Annotated in this window: 19 protein-coding genes; 7 read left to right on the top strand and 12 right to left on the bottom strand. The window is 58.4% G+C overall.

Annotation, left to right across the window (positions count from 1 at the left end):
- The first annotated feature begins 24 nt into the window (after positions 1-24).
- The 4 genes from comD (at position 25) to ACERHN_RS18635 (ending at position 2772) form a co-directional block, all read left to right on the top strand.
- Positions 25-531 (top strand): sulfopyruvate decarboxylase subunit alpha, encoded by a 507-nt coding sequence (comD, locus tag ACERHN_RS18650; RefSeq protein WP_415920515.1) that lies wholly within the window; start codon positions 25-27, stop codon positions 529-531.
- Complete coding sequence (gene comE, locus ACERHN_RS18645) at positions 528-1082, top strand: sulfopyruvate decarboxylase subunit beta (RefSeq protein ID WP_415919579.1); 555 nt, start codon at positions 528-530, stop codon at positions 1080-1082. The genes comD and comE overlap by 4 nt, the downstream gene beginning before the upstream one ends.
- 198 nt (positions 1083-1280) lie before the next feature.
- A complete protein-coding gene (locus tag ACERHN_RS18640) occupies positions 1281-2258 on the top strand; it encodes a chemotaxis protein CheB (RefSeq protein WP_415920514.1) in 978 nt (325 codons plus the stop codon).
- 142 nt (positions 2259-2400) lie between these two features.
- On the top strand, positions 2401-2772 hold the full coding sequence (locus ACERHN_RS18635) for a chemotaxis protein CheD (RefSeq protein WP_415920513.1): 372 nt from the start codon (positions 2401-2403) through the stop codon (positions 2770-2772).
- Between the two features lie 146 nt (positions 2773-2918).
- Here ACERHN_RS18635 and ACERHN_RS18630 read toward each other — a convergent pair whose 3' ends face one another.
- The 12 genes from ACERHN_RS18630 to ACERHN_RS18575 form a co-directional block, all read right to left on the bottom strand.
- Complete coding sequence (locus ACERHN_RS18630; RefSeq protein ID WP_415920512.1) at positions 2919-3242, bottom strand: hypothetical protein; 324 nt, start codon at positions 3240-3242, stop codon at positions 2919-2921.
- The gene (locus ACERHN_RS18625; protein WP_415920511.1) at positions 3242-3628 is read right to left on the bottom strand and encodes a response regulator; all 387 of its coding nucleotides are present in this window, start codon (positions 3626-3628) and stop codon (positions 3242-3244) included. The genes ACERHN_RS18630 and ACERHN_RS18625 overlap by 1 nt, the downstream gene beginning before the upstream one ends.
- Positions 3629-3661: 33 nt before the next feature.
- On the bottom strand, positions 3662-4501 hold the full coding sequence (locus ACERHN_RS18620) for a CheR family methyltransferase (RefSeq protein ID WP_415920510.1): 840 nt from the start codon (positions 4499-4501) through the stop codon (positions 3662-3664).
- Positions 4501-4965 (bottom strand): chemotaxis protein CheW, encoded by a 465-nt coding sequence (locus ACERHN_RS18615; RefSeq protein WP_415920509.1) that lies wholly within the window; start codon positions 4963-4965, stop codon positions 4501-4503. Before ACERHN_RS18615 ends, ACERHN_RS18620 begins: the two co-directional genes overlap by 1 nt.
- A gap of 1 nt (position 4966) precedes the next feature.
- Positions 4967-7066 carry a chemotaxis protein CheA gene (locus tag ACERHN_RS18610; protein WP_415920508.1) on the bottom strand — a complete coding sequence of 700 codons (2100 nt, stop codon included), beginning with the start codon at positions 7064-7066 and terminating at the stop codon, positions 4967-4969.
- A gap of 11 nt (positions 7067-7077) precedes the next feature.
- Positions 7078-7443 (bottom strand): response regulator, encoded by a 366-nt coding sequence (locus ACERHN_RS18605; protein ID WP_415920507.1) that lies wholly within the window; start codon positions 7441-7443, stop codon positions 7078-7080.
- Entirely contained in the window at positions 7440-7718 is a 279-nt protein-coding gene (locus ACERHN_RS18600) for an STAS domain-containing protein (RefSeq protein WP_415920506.1), read from the bottom strand. The genes ACERHN_RS18605 and ACERHN_RS18600 overlap by 4 nt, the downstream gene beginning before the upstream one ends.
- Positions 7719-7940: 222 nt before the next feature.
- Entirely contained in the window at positions 7941-9023 is a 1083-nt protein-coding gene (locus tag ACERHN_RS18595) for a methyltetrahydrofolate cobalamin methyltransferase (protein WP_415920505.1), read from the bottom strand.
- Between the two features lie 194 nt (positions 9024-9217).
- A complete protein-coding gene (locus tag ACERHN_RS18590; RefSeq protein WP_415920504.1) occupies positions 9218-9496 on the bottom strand; it encodes a hypothetical protein in 279 nt (92 codons plus the stop codon).
- A gap of 161 nt (positions 9497-9657) precedes the next feature.
- The gene (locus ACERHN_RS18585) at positions 9658-9981 is read right to left on the bottom strand and encodes a hypothetical protein (RefSeq protein WP_415920503.1); all 324 of its coding nucleotides are present in this window, start codon (positions 9979-9981) and stop codon (positions 9658-9660) included.
- A 64-nt stretch (positions 9982-10045) separates the two neighbouring features.
- Positions 10046-10969, bottom strand: coding sequence for a methylenetetrahydrofolate reductase (locus tag ACERHN_RS18580; protein ID WP_415920502.1), 924 nt, complete (start codon positions 10967-10969; stop codon positions 10046-10048).
- Between the two features lie 20 nt (positions 10970-10989).
- Positions 10990-11286: a virulence factor gene (locus tag ACERHN_RS18575; RefSeq protein ID WP_415920501.1), complete on the bottom strand. Its 297-nt coding sequence runs from the start codon at positions 11284-11286 to the stop codon at positions 10990-10992.
- A gap of 802 nt (positions 11287-12088) precedes the next feature.
- Here ACERHN_RS18575 and ACERHN_RS18570 point away from each other — a divergent pair.
- The 3 genes from ACERHN_RS18570 (at position 12089) to ACERHN_RS18560 (ending at position 14727) form a co-directional block, all read left to right on the top strand.
- Positions 12089-12766 carry a sulfotransferase family 2 domain-containing protein gene (locus ACERHN_RS18570; RefSeq protein WP_415920500.1) on the top strand — a complete coding sequence of 226 codons (678 nt, stop codon included), beginning with the start codon at positions 12089-12091 and terminating at the stop codon, positions 12764-12766.
- Between the two features lie 92 nt (positions 12767-12858).
- Complete coding sequence (locus tag ACERHN_RS18565; RefSeq protein ID WP_415920499.1) at positions 12859-13986, top strand: Ppx/GppA phosphatase family protein; 1128 nt, start codon at positions 12859-12861, stop codon at positions 13984-13986.
- Positions 13987-13998: 12 nt separating this feature from the next.
- Positions 13999-14727: an RlmE family RNA methyltransferase gene (locus ACERHN_RS18560; protein ID WP_415920498.1), complete on the top strand. Its 729-nt coding sequence runs from the start codon at positions 13999-14001 to the stop codon at positions 14725-14727.
- The last annotated feature ends 8 nt before the right edge of the window (positions 14728-14735 follow it).

Here is a 14735-nt window from a genome sequence, read left to right as displayed (position 1 = left end):
CCTGACAAAACTGGATCCAACCCCATGACGATAGACAAGAAGATCACGGACGATCTTGTTGCGAACGACATTTCGTTTGTAACCACCGTGCCGTGCAAGCAACTCGCTGGTGTCATTGACGAAATCGACGCGCACCCCGACATCTTTCACATCCCCTCCAACAAGGAAGACGAAGGCATGGGCCTGTGCGCAGGCGCATGGATGGGCGGCAAACGCCCCGCCATCATCATGCAGAACACCGCCATCGGTGTGACCATCAACACGCTGGCCACCTTGATCCAGTACTACCGCATGCCGCTGCCCATGCTGATCAGCTACCGCGGTGAGCTGCGCGAACCCGTTGCCTGCCAGGTCGAGATGGCCGTGCACACCAAGGCGCTGCTGGCTCAGATGAACATCCCCACCTACCATTTCCATACGCAATCGGATGTGGAAGAGCTGGATATGATCCTGAAATACACATTCATGTGCTCGAAACCCGTGGCGATCCTGACCGACGCCAACTTCTGGGGAGGCTATGGCGACCAATGATCCGTTCCGAAATCCTGCGCGAGATCGCGCCCATCCTGCGGGACCATCTGGTCGTCTGCAACATCGGTCTGCCCAGCCAGGAGCTGCACATGATCGACGACCAGCCCACGAATTTCTATATGCTGGGGACGATGGGTCTGTCGTCGTCGATTGGTCTCGGGCTGGCGCTGGCGCAACCCAAGACGGTGATCTCCATCGATGGCGACGGGTCCGTATTGACCAATCTGGGCACGCTGCCGACGATCGCGAACAATGTGGCCGACAACTATATCCTGATGATCATCGACAACGGATCGTACGGGTCAACGGGGGATCAGCCGACCTATGCGGGCAAGAAGACGGCGCTTGAGAAGGTGGCGGCGGCCTGTGGGTGTGAAAACGTGGTGACGTGCCGCGATGTAGACACGGGCGAGGTGTTGCAGGCGGCGATCGACAGCAAAAAGATGACGATCATCGTGGTGAAATGCGACAGCGGCAACATCAAGCTGCCTGTGATCACAATGGACCCGGTTGTGATCAAGGACAGGTTCATGAAGGCGGTAGCGTCGTGAGCGCGGATTAATCTGCCCTTCATTGGTGTTGATCTATCGTCCCGCCACGTCTTGGAATGGATGCGGCGCGATATGTTCAGAACTATGCATATACCTCGGGAGCGAATGGCATTTTCGTCCGCTTCCTCCATCGGTTTCTGTACGGTTTGAGCAGCGATACTCATCATGCACGCTCCGGGTCCTGATCCGATCAAAGTTGTGATTGTTGACGACTCGCCCACGGTGCGGGGCTGGTTGTCCTTTGTCATTGACCGCGACCCGCGTCTTCGCGTCGTGGGCCAGGCCGCGAACGCACAAGAAGCGCGCAGCGTGATCAAGGCAGCCAAACCGCATGTGGTGACACTTGATCTCGAAATGCCACATGTGAACGGCCTCGAATTTCTGAGCCATCTCATGCGGTTACACCCGCTGCCCGTTGTTGTTTTTTCCAGCCTCGTGCAGCAGCGGCGTCAGGTTGCACGTGCGGCATTGCGGCTTGGTGCCGCCGCATGCGTGCCCAAACCCACGCGGCCGGATCCTGCGGAACTGAGCAATCTGTGTGATCAGATCGCGGATGCCTCGACATTGCGATACAAGACGGCGCAACATCACACGATATCGAAGTGGCCGGAACAGATCGTGCTGATTGGTGCGTCAACCGGTGGCGTGGCTGCGATCGAAACGGTGTTGCGTCAGTTTGATCAAAACAGCCCCCCCGTCGTCGTCGCACAGCATATGCCGCAGCGATTCCTCGAGAGTTTTGCGCAACGCTTGGATCGGCTCGTGTCGCTGGACGTACAATTGGCCGAACGAACCCCGTCTCTTGCCCGGGGCACTGTTCACTTGGCAACGGCCCAAGACCATCAGACGGCAGTTGCGTGGTCCGGGGATGCCTGGGGCATTGAATTGACCCCGCGCGAGATGTCCGAACGGTTCTGCCCATCCGTAAACGCCCTGTTCACCTCCGCGGTCCCGTGGGCACCGCGCGTCGGCGCGATGCTTCTCACTGGATTGGGGGATGATGGCGCGGCGGGGATGTTGTCGTTGCTTCAGGCAGGCGCGCGGACGGTCGGGCAGTCGCCTCAAAGCTGTGTGGTATATGGCATGCCAGGAGCCGCGCACACGCTCGGCGCGGTCGAGGTCGAAGTGGATATTGGTGTTGCAGGCGAGACCATGCTGCGCATGTTGGAGATATGAGATGAAGGTTGAGCGACTTCACATCGTTCAGGGGGAACACGCAGTCGGCGTGGGCGAAGATACGGTTATCACGACGCTCCTTGGCAGTTGCGTCGCCTGTTGCCTATGGGACGCGCAGGTTGGTGTTGGTGGCATGAACCACATGTTGCTGGCCGCAGGTCGGGCGACATCCACGGTTGATACGCTCGCAGATATCAATGCGATCGAAACGCTGATCAATGAATTGACAAAACTGGGCGCGGACCGCTCTCGACTGCAGGCGAAAGCGTTTGGCGGCGCGCGCATGGTGTCGGGTCTGTCGGATATCGGTCAGCAAAACGCCGATTTTACGATCCGCTATCTGCAAAGCGAAGGAATTGAAATTGTCTCCACCTCATTGGGCGGCAATACCGCGCGCAACATCCGGTTTTGGCCAGCAACGGGGCGGGTGATGCAACGCGTGGGCGAGGTCAAGGTTGCAGATGTCGAAGTCAACATTCCTGCAGCAACGGGCAATGGACTGGAACTGTTTTGAAATTTCAGAATGCGGTTATGAGGGGTGTTGCAACAACCGCTCATTATGACGCGTGCTGATTTGCTTTGAAAGAGACTGTCTGGGTTGATGTGCCAGCAAAAACTTCGGCGTATGTTCCGATGCGGTTGACAGTCCACGGCCTTATTTCAGAAAAGATCGACCCCGCCGCTTGCCCGCGTGCCGCTGAATTCACCACTCACGAGCGCCCGCGTTTCTGCAAGTTTCAGCGATTGTACCACATCAGGCTTGAACGGTGTGTTGCTACTTAGCAGACGCAAAAGGATCGAGACATCAGCCAGACGTTGAGACACGTGGTCAATTTTTTGCAAATCCACGATTTCATCAGGTCTTACGCCGACGCAGTTGTCCAGCGCGGCTTCTACATCCAGAATATCGGAAACGACTGTGTCCAGATGATCTGCCAACCGCGCCAGAAGTTCGGTCGCGTTATCACCGTTTGTTGGTTGCATCAGAGTGGGCCGACGACTGACTCAATGCACTTGCGCAAATCAGCTGGCTCAAATGGTTTCTTCAAATAGTTATTCATCCCCAGCTTACGGCCATAGTCGATGATCTGCTGCTCTGCGCGGCCAGTGATGAGAATAAAGCCGATGCTTTTTGTTTTTTGTCCGCTGCGCAAATGATGAAGTAACTTGAGCCCGTCCATGTTCGGCATGTTGTAGTCAGAAATTACCAGATGGACCGGCGCCCGGCTTAACGTGCTCAGCGCATCTGCTCCGTCCTCGGCCGTTGACACGTGGCGCACGCCCAATCCGTCCAAAGCCTGTGTAATCAAGCCTCGGCTCGTCGACATATCGTCCACGACCATCACCCTCAACTGGTCTCTCAATGCCATTTAAAGTCTCCTAGGTTGAGATATGCTGCACGATCATTTTTTGGTCGCGTAAGCAGTTAAACCGGCATTGCACAATCCGAACTGTTCCGGATCTGCGATCCGTTCCGAATGCCCAAGAAACAGCAATCCGTGGGGATACAATTTATCCCTGAAGCGCGGCCACAGTGCTTCTTGTGTTGGGACATCAAAATAGATCACGACATTTCTGCAAAAAATGCAGTCAAATTGCTGTTGCATGGGCCACTGATGCAACAGGTTCAGCTCTCTGAAACTAATGAATTTTTTCAAATCATCGACGATATTCACTCCGCCATTGGCAGTATCTGTTGCAAAAAATTCTTGCTGGAATTCATCTGGTATTTGATCTGTGTCGCGGCGCGTATATTGGCCCCGGCGTGCGAATGCGATTACACGTGGATCGATATCTGTTGCCAGAATTTTGAAGTCGGCGGTCTTGAGCTCCGGAAAGGCGTGAAGAAGTGCCATGGCAATGGAGTAGGGTTCTTGACCGTTCGAACAACCAGCGGACCAGATGCGGATGCGCTCACCCTCAGAGATTTTTTTACGAAGGATGTCCGCCAAACATTCTTGCATGAGGGCAAAGTGATGGTCCTCTCGAAAAAACTGGGAGACGTTGGTTGTCAGCGCGGAAATCATGAAACGAATTTCTTCCCGCCCATCCTCCGACTGAACAAACGATGTGTAGGCATCAAAATTTGGCAACCGCAAAGCATTCAAACGCTGTCGCAGTCGCGATTGAACCATCAAACGTTTCTCCGGCACAAGTTGTAGACCACTCTCGCGGTGCGCAAGTGCTGCCAACGCTTCGAAAGTCGAAGTCTCTAAATCGGATTGTTCAACCGCCGCCATCATCAGGCTGCATCGCTTTGAACAAGGGTCACGATTTGCGCCAAATCAAGAACGCGGATCATTCGGTCATCAATCAGTGTGAGGTACTTGATGACGCCGGGGGTCCCGGAAACTGCGGCGTCGGGTGGCGGCTGCATGTCTTCTTCAGTCAGTGCGATGATATCCGACACCGCGTCAACGAGCAGACCGGCCAGGGTGTCCTCGTGCTTGACCACGATGATGACATTTCGGTCGGTGTGTTCCGTCACCGTTAGGCCGAGACGCTGGGCGAGATCCATCACCGGCAAAACGGTCCCGCGCAGATTGATGACACCTTTCATGTAGCTCGGCGAATGGGGCAGGGGGGTGGCTTGTGTCCAACCTCGGATTTCACGGACGCACATAATGTCCAGCGAATACTCTTGATCACTGAGCTTGAACGTCAGCAATTCGATTGACTCGGATTGTGCCAGGGTTTCATCGGACATTTCAGGCCTCCATGCGCATTTGCGCGTCTTGCGTGTTCGGGGCATGGGCAATGATGTCCGATGGGTCGATAATCAAAGCGATCTGACCGTCCCCGAGTATGGTTGCAGCCGCGATACCGGGCGCAGTACAAAATGCATCGTCCAAGCCCTTGATCACGACTTGCCGCTGATCCTGGATTTCATCCACGATCAGGGCGACGCGGCTGCCATCCTCCTGAACGATCAGCAGCGCAATGGAGCCAATCAGGTCATTCAGGTGATCGCGGTATCCCAATTCATGTCCGAGATCCAAGAGCGGGACAAAGCCGCCTCTTACCCGCACAACAGTCAGCTCAGGGTTCACGGAATCAATATTGTCAGCGCGCAAGGTCAACGTTTCTGCAACCACGCCAAGCGGGACGACCAGCGTTTCGCCGGCGACGTTCACCACCATGCCATCGAGCACTGCCAGCGTGAGCGGTAACGATATGGAAAATGTGGTGCCTTTACCGGGCGTTGACACAATCGCAATGCGCCCACCCAAGGATTGAATGGACGTCTTGACGACATCCATGCCGACACCGCGACCAGAGAGATCGGACACGCTGCTCGCAGTGGAAAATCCGGGCAGGAACAAGAGATTGTCAATTTCCGCGTCGCTCAGCGTCGCGTCTGCTGGTATTAGACCCTTGTCGATTGCGATTTGTCGTACCTTCGGTCGATTGATCCCGGCGCCGTCGTCGGACACTTCGATCACAACGCGCCCGGACCTGTGGGCGGCACTAAGACGCACAATGCCTTCACCGGGTTTGTCGGCGGCAATACGGTCCTCGGTGCTTTCGAGCCCATGGTCGACGGCGTTGCGGATCATATGCGTGAGCGGATCGGCCAGACGTTCAATAACCGTCTTGTCGACTTCGGTGCTGTCGCCTTCGGTGACCAGACGCACATCCTTGCCCACTGCGGCAGATGCTTCGCGAATAATCCGGGACATGCGCTGAAACAGCGGTTTGACAGGCTGGGCGCGGATCATCATCACGCTGTCCTGAATGTCGCGCGTCAGACGTTGGAATTCCTCGAGCCCATTCATGGCATCCGAATGCGGAGACAAACCTGCGCTTTCGAGGCTTTGCGCCAACATCGCCTGATTGATCACCAATTCCCCAACCAGATTGACCAGACGCTCAATCCGGTCGAGATCAACACGCACCACGGTTTTGACCGGATTTGACTGAGACGCCGCCGGTTTTGCGTCCGCCGGTGGCGCAGGGGGCGGCGCCACGTCCTCAATGGGCTCGGGGACCGGTTCCGGCGCGGGCGGTACTTCCACAACAGGATCAGGTGGCAGGTCGTCGGATTGTGCATCCTCACGTTCGATGGAAACCGCACACAAGCCTTCCACAAACTCAAAGGCAGACCGAATTTCAGCCTCCTGAACATCGGTTTCGAGCGTCACAGTCCACGAAAGATAGGCACTGTCTGGCGCCAATTCAGGCAACGATGGCACGCGGCTGGTGTCACACACCACCTCAGCCGTTCCCATATCCGCAAGGGCTCGCAATATGGGATAAGCCTCGTTCCCGCTTTCGTACATTTCCGCTTCAGGGGTGAATGTGATCTTCCAGGTCGGGCGCGTCACCTCAAGAGGCGGCAGATCCAAATCGAGGTCGATACTCAGCCCCATGGGCTGGAAATCGATTTCTTCCTCTGCCGCGTCTTCCGCATCATCGTCGCCAATGTATTTGTCGAGTTCCTGAAGAATGGCCTCACCAGGGCCAACGGGAACGTCGCTATCGTCGCGGCAAAGACGCACGAGATCGGACAGGTGATCGCCAGCCCGGAAAAACAGTTTGATCAGATCGTGATCAATATTCAGCGTGCCCGCACGCACACCATCGAGCACAGTTTCAAAGCGATGCGCAAAACGCACCATCGGTTCAAGACCAAACGCGCCCGCGCCCCCCTTTATCGAGTGGACGGCACGGAAAACGACGTTGATGGTCTCCGCCTCTGCGCTGCCATCATCCAGCTGCTGCAACCCGTCCTGCATCGCCTCAAGCAGTTCTTCGCATTCAATGAAGAACGAGGCGCGAATTTCGGCCATGGGATCTGGTGAAGACATCGGACGCCCCTTTAACCCGCAACCATGCGCAGCGCTTTGATCAGTTTGGCCGGGTCGAAAGGTTTGACGATCCAACCGGTTGCGCCAGCATTGCGCGCCCGCAGTTTCAGTTCCGCACCTGCCTCAGTCGTGAGAACCAGTATGGGGGTCGTACGATGGCTCGCCTGTCCACGCACCGCATCGATAAAGCCAAACCCGTCCATGCGCGGCATGTTGATGTCTGTGATGATCACATCCGGCTCAATTCCGTCCAGAACCTCGGTCCCGTGTACGCCGTCATCGGCGGTGTGGACCGTAAACCCTTCGGGCTCCAGCGCGAGGCGGATCATATTGCGCATTGTGCGGCTGTCATCGACGGCAAGGACTTCGAGGGTCATGGGGACACCTCCATCAGATCGTCGACCGTCAGGCCGATTGCAGCCAGTTGCGCGGTGCCCCGATCGCTGAACGCCTCGCAAGTTACGCTGCCACCTGTCGCACGCACTGTGCGCGCCGCGCTGATAATAACCTGCGTGGCCTGGGCACCCAGATGGGTGATCCGATGGCCATCCAGCACACAGCTCCCGCCGGGATCCAGTTTCGACAATTGCGCGGCAAGCGCGGTCGCGGCCCCTGTGTCCAAACGCTCATCCAGTACGATCCGGTCAGTCATAGTGCACCCGACCTCCGGTATTCTGAATTTCGTTCATCGCTACGCCTCCGCATCTCGCCCGAATGTCCAAAGACCTAGCGGACGGTGCGTTAAGACCGGGTTACTGTTCGAACGGGAACTGCATACCCCAGCGGAGTTTTGACCTAACAGACGACATCAGAACGAAAAAAAACCGCCGCTGTTGTCCACAGCGACGGCTTTCTGACCGATTGGACACCCCACTCAGGCGCGGCGGCGGCGGCCTCCTGCACGGCCGCCACGGCCGCGTGCTTCGCCGCCCTCGGGCGTGGGCACGCGGTTGAACTTGATCCATTGTGCGCCGCCATCATCGTTGTTGGTCAGGAAATTGGCAGCACGGATCGCCTCCATTTCCTTGCCGGCGCGGGGCTTTGTCGACCCCATCCCGAACATCTGAACAAAGGCTTCGTCGTCCATACCGTCCGGGATCACGATGCCAGCAGCCATCACTTCGGCCTTCTTCTCCTCGATCTTCTTGGCATTCACGGGCAATGCCACCGGATTCATGATCGCCGACGTCATGCCAGCGCCCATCGCCATGGGCAGGAACGCGTTGTTGATTCCGTGGCGGTTGGGCAGGCCAAAGGAAATATTGGACGCGCCGCACGTCGTGTTCACCCCCAATTCCTCGCGCAGGCGCCGGACCAGCGTGAACACCTGATGGCCTGCGGTGGCCATCGCACCAATCGGCATGACCAGCGGATCGACAACGATATCATGTGCAGGAATGCCGAAATCCGCGGCCCGCTCGACGATCTTCTTGGCGACAGCAAAGCGGACATCGGGGTCTTCGGAAATACCGGTGTCGTCATTGGAAATGGCCACGACCGGCACATTGTATTTCTTGACGAGCGGCAGCACCAGTTCCAGCCGCTCTTCTTCCCCGGTGACGGAGTTCAGCAGCGGGCGCCCATCGGCGGCGGCCAGCCCGTTTTCCAGCGCACCGGGCACCGAGCTGTCGATGCACAGCGGGCAATCGGTCACGGCCTGCACGGTTTCCACCAGCTGGCGCATCAATTCGGGCTCGACAAAGTTGTTGTCGGCATAGCGCGGGTCTTCGGCCATCTTATTGGAAAACACGGCGCCCGAGTTGATGTCGAGCACCGTAGCGCCCGCGGCAACCTGCGCAATGGCGTCCGCCTGCACGCGGGAGAAGTCGCCGCGCTCCAGCTCTTCGTTCAGGATCTTACGGCCCGTGGGGTTGATGCGTTCGCCAATGACGCAGAACGGCTCGTCAAAGCCCATCACGGCGGTCTTGGTCTTGGATTCGATGACGGTGCGGGTCATGTGAGGCTCTCCCTTGGGCCGGTTTCGCCGGACACTACGCGCGGCGGCGCGGTCGAGGCGGCGTGCAAGCGACATAGGCGGATGCAGGGGCGACGTCACCCGGGATTGTGCTCATGAAGATGATGAGGGGCGCGGATTTTTCGGCCTCAACCTCACAACGGGTGTGGCATGTTGGAAAGAAGTTGGAAGTAAAATCAGCCTTGATCTTTGTATCTTGCAATCAAGTTGATCACTTTATCAATTGATACATCGAACTCTTCAATCGCCTGAAGCAACCGGGTGACGCTCTTTGGATGAAAATCGCTTTTGGAAATGTGATCCATCAACTCCGACATTTCCTGTTTGGTCCGTTTTTGAATTTTGACAATTTCCGCCTCGCTTCTTTCCGTAAACTCCTCGGTCAATTTCTCCAATTTTTTGTTATAATTATCAAAGGTGTTTTCTATATGCACTTGAGTGTTTGCGATGCGCACTTGCTCTTTCCGGTGGTCTTGCAGACTCGCTGGAATAACGACGCTGACAAGACGGGAATCAGTGCTGGCGCGCGCGAGCAGCGGCCCATAAATTTCTGCAAATGCGGTCTGGTATTCGGACAGCCGACACTCAGAAGTTGCGGGTGCAGTCTAAAATTTTTTCAGAACTGTTTCCAGGATGTCTGCTGCGTTGAGGTCATGATTGATTGATCTGCGAAGGCGTCTTCGAGCATGTCCGGCAGCACGGCACGCGCATCCTCCGGCTTGTCGTATGCTGGCGACTTGAGCTGCTTGGAAAAATCGACGCGTAATTCTTCGGCCAACTCGTTCAAGGGCGATTGACGGCTGAAGAATGCTTTGCGCGCGTAAATCGCGCCATCAAATCCCAACAACGTGGCCCCTGCGCCCGTCGGGTCAGCACACAGCAAAACCGCAGAAACAATAAGCTTGCCGGTTTCCGCGTTTTCAAAAGCTTTTTCGGCCACCCAATTACACCCTTTTGCGCCAAAGACACGGTAGGGTGGTAATACGTTTGCGTCTAGTGCCGCGTCAGGCTGCAGGCACCGCTGCTTTGCCGCCGTTTTCGATGGCCCAATGCGCGTTGGTCTTGATCCCGCCCAAGGGGAAGAAGTGGACCTGTTCGATGTTGAAATCGGGGTTGGCGGCCTTGTGGGCGGCCAACTCGGAGATCACGTCCGTCGGCTCAAACGGCAGGAGCAGCTTGGTCACGTCCTTGGCCCGCCGTTGCAGGACGCGCAAGGATGGACCCACGCCGCACGCAATGGCAAACTTGATCATTGTCTGAAGCTTGGCCGGGCCCGCGATGCCGATATGGATGGGCAGGGTGATGCCCGCCGCGCGCAGTGCATCAGCCCAGGCGATGATCGGGCCTGCCTCGAACGCAAACTGCGTGGCGATGGCCATGTCCGCATCGGTCCGCTCATTGAAGTTCTGTTTCCATTCAAGCGCTTCTTCGACGTTCTTCATGCCGCCTGACGGGTCAATATCCTTGTTGCCTTCGGGGTGACCGGCCACGTGCAGCCGCTTGAAGCCCGCGCGGTCAAACGCACCGCTTTCCATCAGCTGCATGGAGCTGTGAAAGTCGCCATGCGGCTGGTCAACACCACCGGCCAAGAGCAGCGCTTGATCCACGCCAGCCTCGCCCTGATACATCGCGATCCAGTTTTCCAGCGTCGCCTGATCCTTGATGATCCGCGCGGGGAAATGCGGCATCACCGCATATCCTTCGCCCGCAATCCGCTTGGCCGTGGCCACCATGTCTTCGATCGGCGTGCCTTCGATATGCGCGATATAGACGCGCGTGCCCGCGGGCAGGATGGCGCGGAAATCCTCGACCTTCTGGGCGGTGCGCGGCATCACCTCGATGGAGTAGCCTTGCAGGAACGCCTCAACCTCGGGGCTGAGCGTGCCCGCAACCGGGCCTTCGGGCTTTTTGAAGTTCAGCAATGCCATCGCGGCACCTCCATTGACGCTCAGGCGCGTCCTTCGTTGTCAATCAGCGCCTTGAGGCGCGCGGTGTCGTATTCGGTCTCAAGCCGTGTTGCCTCGGCTTCGGCCACGTCGGCTGGATCGCCGTCAACAGGGTAGGGCGGCGCCTTGCGCCATTCGGCAAGGTAAGCATCCGCATCCTTGGCGCCAACCTTCATGGCGGCACGGTCAATGGCTTGCTCGAACCGCTCTTCGAGCTGGCGTTTCGCGCCGCGGCGCCCCTTGCCCACAATCACTTGGGCCGGAATATCGCGCCAATACACCACCGTTACGTCAGGCATATGATTCCTCACTCTCTCTTGGCCTGTCATAGGGCAGGCACGCGCCCACAAGCGGGCTGTTTTCGACAAAGCATCCTGCACCAGCGACCTGCGCACGGATCGCCAGTCGCAAAGGCATCACGCCCGGACCCAGTTGCGCCACAGGAGACGCCTCAAAATCAAGGGGGTTAACGCTCGGAATACCCATAACAAAGATGAGCGGAATGACAGTAGACGTGATCAGGCACGTGTACATGGCTGGTGTGCAGGTGGCACGGGCCGCGTGACCTGTGGGATTGGGCGGATATTGCGCCCGATCCGTCCCACGGGCATGGCGGTTCTAGTGCATTCGAACGTTCTTGCGAACACCTTGCCGTCGAGCGTGGCGCAAAAAGGCATGCTCACGACGGTGTGTTTAAGCGGCGCTGCAGAGTGCGGCACACGCACACGCACACCAATCCTCGCGACGTCCTTTGAAACGCGGGTAGGGGCATTTCAGCCGCTTCCCGAGTGCGGCACTGCGGAAAGGATGTCGCCAGATATCGTTTTGCAGTTCCTGACAAGCGTCGCAGAAACCGTTTAATCAGGTGCAAACGCTCGCCCCGCACACCGGACAGCCGAAGCGGGCAAGTCCATATTCTGAACAGAAACCATTGCGCGGTTCGTGCAATGGTCCGCGCAGCACAAACGGTTCGTGCACGTGCAACACCGCATGGCTTGCATCCGCAACAGCGGCTTGCAATCCAACAGGCACTGACTTGGCCCCAAACGCGTGCGTGATATACGTCGGGACAGACGTACTCACTTACCGGATCTGGTTTTCATGGTCATCCACATCGACGCGCTCAACCTTGCCTACATGGCTGTGCCAAAGGCGGCGTGTTCGTCGGTCAAGGCGACACTGGCCGCGCTCGATCCCGAGAACCCGATGCAGGACCCGGCCGCCTTTTCCATGGATACGATTCACAAGCAATATCGGACCCGCCGGTTTCGCATCCACCGCTGGCAAGACTACGAGAGCTGTTTCAGGTTCACCGTGGTGCGCGACCCGCTCAAACGGCTGTTGGGCGTCTATACAAACCGGGTCGTTGAGCTGCGCGAATTGCATACGTCGCGCAATTTCCGGCGCGGACATACGGACCTGACGCCGGACCCCGATCCCGATTACTTTTTCCAGAACCTCGGTGCCTATATCAAAGCGGCCTCGACGATCAAGCACCACGCATTGCCGACGGTGCTGTTCACGGGCGAAGATTTCGGCGTTTATTCCAAGGTGTACCGCACATCCGACCTGGGCGATCTGGCCACGGATCTGAGTGAAATGGCCGGGCGCGACGTGGTCATCCCCCATGGCAACTCCAGCGCTGCGCCGCTGCACCTCGATGATCTCAAGCCGAAAACACAAAAGGCCATCGCCGACCGGCTGGCCCCGGAATATGCGCATCTGTCGCAATACTTCCAAAGCCCCTTTGCCGCACACCGCAAAACGCGCGCGGGGTAAGGCCGCAAAACTGAACCGAACGGTCCAACCCCCTTGCGCGGGATGCACGCGCGGCATATCGTTGCGGCAACTCGATATGAAAGGCGCAGACCATGGCGCCAAAGCGTCCCCAAGGTGCGGGCGCACTCGAAAAGAGAGGCCCCGGACGGGGGTCTGGACCCGTGCCGCGTGCCCCAGGATCGCCCGAGCTTTATGCCGCGCTGGATCTGGGTACGAACAGTTGTCGAATGTTGATCGCCGAGCCGCGGGGCGCGGGGTTTCACGTTGTAGACAGCTTCTCCAAATCGGTCCAGCTGGGCACCGGGCTTGAAAGCTCGGGCAAGCTGTCGCGCGGATCCATGTCCCGCACGATCCAGGCGCTGCGCATCTGCCAGCAAAAGCTCAAGCGGAACAAGGTCAAGCGGATGCGGCTGGTGGCGACTGAAGCCTGTCGTCGCGCGGTCAATGCGTCGGAGTTCATTGCGCGCGTGCACCGCGAAACCGGGCTCAAGCTGGACATTATCGCCCCCGAGGAAGAGGCGCGGCTTGCGGTCATCTCCTGCGCGCCGCTGGTCAGCCCCAAGACGGAAAACCTGCTGGTGGTGGATATCGGCGGCGGCTCGACCGAACTTGTCTGGCTCGACCTGTCGCAAGTGCCGCGCGAAAACCGGCCCCGGGCGATCATGCGCCTGCGCGAAGGGCTGGCGCGGGGCGAGGCGTCGACAACGGACGCGCGGGTGGTCGACTGGATCAGCGTCCCGCTGGGCGTTGCGACCTTGCGCGAACAATTCAGCGACGTCGAAGACGATGCGGCACGCTTTGCGCTCATGAGCTGGTTTTTCGAGGAAAATCTGGCCGATTTCTCACCCTACCATACGGCGGAACCGACCGAGCGGTTCCAGATCGTGGGCACCTCCGGCACGGTGACAACCGTGGCGGCGTCGCATCTCGGGCTCAAGCGCTATGACCGGACCAAGGTGGACGGGCTGCGCATGTCGTCCGATCAGATCGACGCGGTGATCCGGTCCTATCTGACCATGGGTCCCGGCGGGCGGCGGGCGGACCCGCGCATCGGCGCGGACCGGCATGCGCTGATCATGTCGGGGGCGGCGATCCTTCAGGCGCTCATGCGGTGCTGGCCCACGGACCGGCTTTCGGTGGCGGACCGTGGACTGCGCGAGGGATTGCTGTATGCACAGATGAGCGCGGACGGCGTGCTCGACACCAGCGCGCTGACGTAACGGGGCAGGGATATGGCCAAGACACCGACAGGCAAGAACACATCCGGGCGCGGTCAGCGCGAATTGAAGGTCAAGGTCAAGACCGCGCGCGGGCGCAAGCTGTCCTCGACCCGCTGGCTGCAACGGCAGCTGAACGATCCTTATGTCAAACGCGCCAATGCCGAAGGCTATCGCGGGCGGGCTGCGTTCAAGATCATGGAGCTTGATGACAAGTATCGCTTTCTCGTGCCTGGGGCGCGGGTGGTGGATCTGGGTGCGGCACCGGGGGGCTGGTGTCAGGTTGCGGTGAAACGCGTGAACGCGTTGGGGGAAAAGTCGGGCAAGGCCATCGGCACCATCCTGGGCGTGGATTTGCAGGAAATGGAGCCCATTGCGGGCTGTGAACTGCATCAGCTGGATTTCATGGCCGATGATGCGGATGTGCAGGTCAAGGACTGGCTGGGCGGCAAGGCGGATGTGGTGATGTCCGACATGGCCGCCGCGTCCTCGGGTCACAAGCAGACGGACCACCTGCGCATCATTTCCTTATGCGAAGCGGCGGCCTACTTCGCCTTTGACGTGCTGGATGAGGGCGGGACGTTTGTCGCCAAGGTTCTGGCAGGCGGTGCGGAGGGCGAGCTGCAAAAGCTGCTGAAGCAGCGGTTCGACAAGGTGGCAAATGTCAAACCGCCTGCGTCCCGGTCGGACAGTTCGGAAAAATTCGTGGTCGCCATGGGGTTCCGTGGCGCGCAAGAGGCGTAACCTCAGAT

It is taken from the genome of Tateyamaria rhodophyticola, assembly GCF_047777875.1.
Classification (GTDB): Bacteria; Pseudomonadota; Alphaproteobacteria; order Rhodobacterales; family Rhodobacteraceae; genus Tateyamaria.
This window is presented reverse-complemented; position numbering and strand designations above follow the sequence as displayed.

Excerpts from the sequence above, each read along its gene's own strand:
- comD (WP_415920515.1), top strand. The coding sequence starts at position 25 with ATGACGATAGACAAGAAGATCACGGACGATCTTGTTGCGAACGACATT.
- comE (WP_415919579.1), top strand. The coding sequence starts at position 528 with ATGATCCGTTCCGAAATCCTGCGCGAGATCGCGCCCATCCTGCGGGAC.
- ACERHN_RS18635 (WP_415920513.1), top strand. The coding sequence starts at position 2,401 with ATGTTGCTGGCCGCAGGTCGGGCGACATCCACGGTTGATACGCTCGCA.
- ACERHN_RS18630 (WP_415920512.1), bottom strand. The coding sequence starts at position 3,242 with ATGCAACCAACAAACGGTGATAACGCGACCGAACTTCTGGCGCGGTTG.
- ACERHN_RS18625 (WP_415920511.1), bottom strand. The coding sequence starts at position 3,628 with ATGGCATTGAGAGACCAGTTGAGGGTGATGGTCGTGGACGATATGTCG.
- ACERHN_RS18620 (WP_415920510.1), bottom strand. The coding sequence starts at position 4,501 with ATGATGGCGGCGGTTGAACAATCCGATTTAGAGACTTCGACTTTCGAA.
- ACERHN_RS18615 (WP_415920509.1), bottom strand. The coding sequence starts at position 4,965 with ATGTCCGATGAAACCCTGGCACAATCCGAGTCAATCGAATTGCTGACG.
- ACERHN_RS18610 (WP_415920508.1), bottom strand. The coding sequence starts at position 7,066 with ATGTCTTCACCAGATCCCATGGCCGAAATTCGCGCCTCGTTCTTCATT.
- ACERHN_RS18605 (WP_415920507.1), bottom strand. The coding sequence starts at position 7,443 with ATGACCCTCGAAGTCCTTGCCGTCGATGACAGCCGCACAATGCGCAAT.
- ACERHN_RS18600 (WP_415920506.1), bottom strand. The coding sequence starts at position 7,718 with ATGACTGACCGGATCGTACTGGATGAGCGTTTGGACACAGGGGCCGCG.
- ACERHN_RS18595 (WP_415920505.1), bottom strand. The coding sequence starts at position 9,023 with ATGACCCGCACCGTCATCGAATCCAAGACCAAGACCGCCGTGATGGGC.
- ACERHN_RS18580 (WP_415920502.1), bottom strand. The coding sequence starts at position 10,969 with ATGGCATTGCTGAACTTCAAAAAGCCCGAAGGCCCGGTTGCGGGCACG.
- ACERHN_RS18575 (WP_415920501.1), bottom strand. The coding sequence starts at position 11,286 with ATGCCTGACGTAACGGTGGTGTATTGGCGCGATATTCCGGCCCAAGTG.
- ACERHN_RS18570 (WP_415920500.1), top strand. The coding sequence starts at position 12,089 with ATGGTCATCCACATCGACGCGCTCAACCTTGCCTACATGGCTGTGCCA.
- ACERHN_RS18565 (WP_415920499.1), top strand. The coding sequence starts at position 12,859 with ATGGCGCCAAAGCGTCCCCAAGGTGCGGGCGCACTCGAAAAGAGAGGC.
- ACERHN_RS18560 (WP_415920498.1), top strand. The coding sequence starts at position 13,999 with ATGGCCAAGACACCGACAGGCAAGAACACATCCGGGCGCGGTCAGCGC.